This window comes from Pseudomonas sp. SIMBA_041 (genome assembly GCF_046535095.1).
Taxonomy (GTDB): domain Bacteria; phylum Pseudomonadota; class Gammaproteobacteria; order Pseudomonadales; family Pseudomonadaceae; genus Aquipseudomonas; species Aquipseudomonas mucoides.
The window spans coordinates 1-405 of sequence record NZ_JAWRXJ010000059.1 but is presented as its reverse complement, the minus strand read 5'-3'; the positions used below and the strand labels follow the sequence as shown (position 1 = coordinate 405).

Below are 405 nucleotides of genomic sequence, written 5' to 3'. Positions count from 1 at the left end.
CGCTGCATGTTGCCGATTTAAGAAAACCCGGCGGATAATTCCCCGCCGTTGCCCATCCGTGGCGCCGCCCCCTTTTGATTGAGACTGGAAGCCTGTCATGAGCGATCTTTCCGCCTTTGCCGTCACCCAGAAATGGCCTGCGCAATTCCCTGAGTGGATTCAGTTGTATTCCTTGCCGACCCCCAACGGGGTCAAGGTCTCGATCATGCTCGAAGAGATCGGCCTGCCCTACGAGGCGCATCGGGTCAGCTTCGAGACCCAGGACCAGATGACCCCGGAGTTCCTCAGTGTCAGCCCGAACAACAAGATCCCGGCGATTCTCGACCCCCACGGCCCGGGGGACCAGCCGCTGGCGCTGTTCGAGTCGGGGGCGATCCTGATCTACCTGGCGGACAAGAGCGGGCA

General features: G+C 61.2%; 1 protein-coding gene. It reads left to right on the top strand.

The window, feature by feature from the left end:
• Window positions 1-97 precede the first annotated feature (97 nt).
• On the top strand, window positions 98-405 hold a 308-nt coding region (locus SB725_RS30215; RefSeq protein WP_410923025.1), incomplete at its 3' end, for a glutathione S-transferase N-terminal domain-containing protein.